General features: G+C 65.0%; 5 protein-coding genes. 3 read left to right on the forward strand and 2 right to left on the reverse strand.

What is annotated here, in order from left to right; genetic code table 11:
• The first annotated feature begins 130 nt into the window (after positions 1-130).
• The 3 genes from scpA (at position 131) to phnN (ending at position 3,356) form a co-directional block, all read left to right on the forward strand.
• Entirely contained in the window at positions 131-2,257 is a 2,127-nt protein-coding gene (gene scpA, locus Q8O80_RS11150) for a methylmalonyl-CoA mutase (RefSeq protein WP_305579535.1), read from the forward strand.
• Positions 2,254-2,664: a methylmalonyl-CoA epimerase gene (gene mce / locus Q8O80_RS11155; protein WP_305579536.1), complete on the forward strand. Its 411-nt coding sequence runs from the start codon at positions 2,254-2,256 to the stop codon at positions 2,662-2,664. The genes scpA and mce overlap by 4 nt, the downstream gene beginning before the upstream one ends.
• A gap of 140 nt (positions 2,665-2,804) precedes the next feature.
• Positions 2,805-3,356 (forward strand): phosphonate metabolism protein/1,5-bisphosphokinase (PRPP-forming) PhnN, encoded by a 552-nt coding sequence (phnN, locus tag Q8O80_RS11160; RefSeq protein WP_305579537.1) that lies wholly within the window; start codon positions 2,805-2,807, stop codon positions 3,354-3,356.
• Between the two features lie 13 nt (positions 3,357-3,369).
• Here the strand turns inward: phnN and cobM are convergent, their stop codons facing one another.
• Positions 3,370-4,137 (reverse strand): precorrin-4 C(11)-methyltransferase, encoded by a 768-nt coding sequence (gene cobM, locus Q8O80_RS11165; protein WP_305579538.1) that lies wholly within the window; start codon positions 4,135-4,137, stop codon positions 3,370-3,372.
• Positions 4,134-5,024: precorrin-6Y C5,15-methyltransferase (decarboxylating) subunit CbiT (gene cbiT / locus Q8O80_RS11170; protein WP_305579539.1), on the reverse strand; the 891-nt coding region annotated here is incomplete at its 5' end. The genes cbiT and cobM, both read right to left, overlap by 4 nt.

Below are 5,024 nucleotides of genomic sequence, written 5' to 3' on the forward strand. Positions count from 1 at the left end.
CCCCTTGACGGGGGAGGTTGGGAGGGGGTGCGGGCGCCCCGGTATTCGGGCCAAACGCCCCCCTCCCTGACCCTCCCCGCAAGGGGGAGGGTGTCGACTGAGGCATCGATTTTTATGATTGAGGTGATCCATGGCTGAGCACGACACTTCATCTTTCGCGCACTGGGCCGAACTCGCCCAAAAGGAACTCCGTGACACCCCGCTCTCCGCGCTCGACCGCGACTATGGCGGCATCGCCGTCAAACCGGTCTATTTCGGCGAGGGCAGCGAGGTCCCCGGCGCCGAGCCGTTCACCCGTGGCGTTCGGGCAACCATGTATGCCAACCGGCCCTGGACCATCAGGCAATATGCCGGCTTCTCGACCGCCAAGGAATCCAATGCCTTTTACCGGCAGGCGCTGGAAAAGGGCCAGAAGGGGCTCTCGGTCGCCTTCGATCTGGCGACCCATCGCGGCTATGACAGCGACCATCCGCGCGTTGTCGGCGATGTCGGCAAGGCCGGCGTGGCCATCGACAGCGTCGAGGACATGAAGATCCTGTTTGATGCCATCCCGCTCGATCAGATGAGCGTGTCGATGACCATGAATGGCGCGGTGATCCCGGTGCTGGCCATGTTCATCGTTGCCGCCGAGGAGCAGGGCGTGCCGCAGGCCAAGCTCGAGGGCACCATCCAGAACGATGTGCTCAAGGAGTTCATGGTCCGCAACACCTATATCTACCCGCCTGAACCCTCAATGCGCATTGTCGGCGACATCATCGCCTATACCGCCGAACACATGCCCAAGTTCAACTCGATCTCCATCTCGGGCTACCACATGCACGAGGCCGGGGCGACGGCGGTGCAGGAACTGGCCTATACCCTGGCCGATGGCATGGAATATGTCCGCGCGGCGCAGGCCCGCGGCCTCGACATCGACAAGTTTGCCGGCCGGCTGAGCTTCTTTTTCGGTATCGGCATGAACTTCTTCCTCGAAGTCTCCAAGCTGCGCGCCGCACGCCAGCTGTGGAGCGAAATCATGACCGGGCTGGGGGCAAAAGACCCGCGCTCCAAGATGCTGCGCACCCATTGCCAGACTTCGGGCGTGTCACTGACCGAGCAGGATCCGCACAACAATATCGTGCGCACCACCATCGAGGCGCTGGCCGCGACGCTGGGCGGCACCCAGAGCCTGCACACCAATTCGTTCGATGAGGCCATCGCGCTGCCGACCGAATTTTCCAGCCGCATTGCCCGCAACACCCAGCTCATCCTGCAGCACGAAAGCCGCATCACCGACGTCGTCGATCCTCTGGGTGGCTCCTATTATGTCGAGGCGCTCACCGCCGAACTGGTCGCCGGTGCCAAGGCGTTGATCGGCGAGGCCGAGGCCCAGGGCGGCATGACCAAGGCGGTGCAGACCGGCGGCCCCAAGCTCGAAATCGAAAAGGCCGCTGCGCTGCGGCAGGCGCGAGTCGATCGCGGCGAAGATGTCATTGTCGGCGTCAACCGCTACCGGCTTGATGTCGAGGATGGCATTGACGTCCGCGATATCGACAACGCCAAGGTGCGTGCCGAGCAGATCGCGCTGCTGGGACGCGTGCGCGCCGGCCGCGACGAGGCCAAATGCCAGTCCATGCTCTCCGCCCTGCGCGAGTTTGCGGCCATGGATGAGGGCAATCTGCTTGACGCCGCAGTGGCCGCCGCCCGCGCCCGCGCTACGCTGGGCGAAATCAGCCAGGCCATGGAAGATGTGTTCGGTCGCCACGCCGCCATTACCCGCGTCATCTCGGGGGTCTATGCGCAGGGCTATGGCGACGATCCCGAATTTGCCGCCATTGCCGGCCGCATCGACAGCTTCAAGAAGAGCCGGGGCAGGGCGCCCTCGATCTTCATCGCCAAGATGGGCCAGGATGGCCATGATCGCGGCGCCAAGGTGATCGCCAGCGCCTTCGCCGATCTCGGCTTCCTCGTCCATATGGGTGATCTGTTTGAAACCGCGCCGGAAGTGGCCGCCCATGTCGCCGAGCTCAAGGTCGATGCCGTGGGCGTCTCGTCGCTGGCCGCCGGCCACAAGACGCTGGTTCCCGAACTGATCTCGGCACTCAAGGATCGTGATCTGGGCGAGGTCACCGTGATTGTCGGTGGTGTCATCCCCGAGCAGGATTACGACTTCCTGCTCGATTGCGGTGTGGCGGCCATTTTCGGTCCCGGCACCAATGTGCTCTCGGCGGCCTTCTCCGTGCTCAGCCAGATTGAAGGAAGGCTCTCCAACCAATGATCGGCCGCCTCAATCATATCGCCATCGCCGTGCCCGATCTGGCTGCGGCATCAGCGAAGTATAGCGACTTGCTGGGGGCCCATGTCGGCCAGCCACAGGCGCTGCCCGAGCATGGCGTTACCGTGGTGTTCATCGATACCGGCAATACCAAGGTGGAACTGCTGGAGCCGCTCGGCGCTGGCTCGCCCATTGCCGCCTTCCTCGCCAAGAACCCGGCCGGTGGCATGCACCATATCTGCTTTGAAGTGCCAGACATTGCCGCTGCTGCCGCCGCGCTGACGGCCGGCGGCGCCCGCGTGCTGGGCGATGGCACGCCGAAAACCGGCGCCCATGGCAATCCGGTGCTGTTTCTGCACCCCAAGGATTTTGATGGCACGCTGATTGAACTCGAAGAGTGCCCCGCCTGAGCCCGCTGACATTGATGTGCACGATAGGGTGTCGCCGGACTGTCCGGCTTTGGCTATGCTGCAGCCGGCACGCGCACTGGTGAGCGCAAGGGCAACACGCCCCTAATGCCCACGATCTACCGGAAAGGTCGCCGCATCAAATGAAGGGGAGCTTTGTTGCCGTTGTCGGACCCAGTGGGGTCGGCAAGGACAGTCTGATCGGCTTTGCCAGCGCACGGCTTGCCGAGGCGGACTGGCTGCGCGTGGTGCGCCGCGTGGTGACGCGCCAGGCTGATGGCGGCAGCGAAGACCACGATAGTCTCGATCTGGCCGGCTTTGCCGCAGCCGAGCGCGCTGGCGCCTTTGCCCTGACCTGGGAAGCCCACGGCCTGCGCTATGGCCTGCCGATTGCGCTGGAGGACGATCTGCGCGCCGGCCGGGTGGTGGTAGCCAATCTGTCGCGAGCGATGATTCCGACCCTGCTTGAGCGCTATCCCGACACGGTGGTTGTGGCGGTTTTGGCTGATCCCAAGGTGATCGAACGCCGGCTGGCTGGCCGCGGCCGCGAAACCGCCGGCTCCATCCAGCGGCGCCTTGACCGGCAGGTCAGCGATCACCTGCCGGCCAATACGGTGCGGATCGACAATTCCGGTGATCTGGAACAGGCCGGCCTGCAGTTCGTGCAACTCTTGAACGATATTTCCCGCGCCTGAGTCGTAGGACGTATCAATCCAGCCCATCACGGCCGCGAAAGCGGCGCTGGTAATCCGGATCGTAGAGCGAACTCTCGCGGAAATTCTCGGCAGCCAGGGTCCGACCGACAAAAATGATTGCCGTCCGCTCCACCGGGTCCGCGGCAAAGCTGGCGGCAATATCGGCCAGCGTGCCCCGGATGATTTTTTCATCGGGCCAGGAGGCGTGAAAGACGATGGCGACGGGGCAATCTGCGCCATAATGCGGCGTCAGTTCGGCCACCACCCGGTCCAGTGCATGAATGGCCAGGTGGATCGCCAGGGTTGCCCCGGTGGCGCCAAAGGCGTCGAGGGTTTCGCCCGCTGGCATGGCGGACGCTCGCCCGGAAATACGGGTCAGCACCAGGCTTTGGGCTTCGGCCGGAATGGTCAGTTCGCGCCCCAGCGTCGCTGCTGCCGCAGCAAAGGCCGGCACGCCCGGCGTCAGCGAATAGGGGATGCCAAGCTGGTCGAGCCGCCGCATCTGCTCGGCCACCGCACTCCACATCGACAGATCGCCCGAATGCAGCCGCGCCACATCCTCATTGGCCGCGTGGGCCCGCACATACTCGGCCTCGATCTCGTCGAGCGATAGTGGCGCGGTATCGATCAGGCGCGTGTTCGGTCCGCACCAGGCCAGCATTTCCTGCGGCACGATGGAGCCGGCATAGAGACATACCGGGCAGGCGGCGAGCAGGTTGCGCCCGCGCACGGTGATCAGATCGGCCGCGCCGGGACCGGCGCCGATGAAATGCACAGTCATGGCTTGCTCCAGACCCATTGGGTAATCGGCATGGCTGGACGCCAGCCGGTCATGCTGCCGATAGCGTCGGCCCGGGCAATCTCGATACGGGTCAGGCTGCCGCCCAGACTGGCGTGGTGGGTCAGCAACAGCGCTTCGAGCTCCAGTGTTACCGCATTGGCCACCAACCGCCCGCCGGGGCGCAGCGCGACAATGGCGGCATCGAGCACGCCGGGATCGGAGCCGCCGCCACCGATAAAAATGGCATGGGGCGGCTCAAGGCCCTCCAGCGCTTCGGGTGCGGTGCCGATGGTGATCTTGAGGTCAGGCACACCGAACAGGGTCGCATTGCGCGAGATGCGGGCGGCGCGCTCGGGGTCGGCCTCGATGGCGACTGCGCGCAGGCCGGGATCGGCCAGCATCCACTCAATGGCCACCGAACCTGACCCAGCCCCGATATCCCACAGCGTCTCACCACGCCGCGGCGCCAGGGCCGAGAGCGTCAGTGCCCGCACGTCGCGCTTGGTGATCTGCCCATCATGCTCGAACAGGTCGTCGGCCAGCCCGGGCGTCAGTGGCAGTACGCGCGCCTCGGGCAGGGCCGCCACGCTGATGGCGCAGACATTGAGCGGGTTGATGCCGTCCAGTGCAAAGCTCATCGCCACCTGGCTGCGGACCTTCTCATCGGGGCCGCCCAGCGCTTCGAGCACGGTGATAACAGAAATGCCAAACCCGGCCTGGGTGAGCAGGGCTGCCAGCAGCGTCGGTCCGTGTTCGTCCGAAGTCAGTGCCAGAATGCGCGCGCCCGCATGCAGATGCGGCCGGATCAGGTCGAGCGGCCGGCCATGCAGCGAAAGGGCAAGAACATCCTGCAGCGGCCAGCCCAGGCGCGCGGCGGCGAGGCTGAA

This window comes from Devosia sp. (assembly GCF_030689745.1).
Taxonomy (GTDB): Bacteria; Pseudomonadota; Alphaproteobacteria; order Rhizobiales; family Devosiaceae; genus Devosia; species Devosia alba.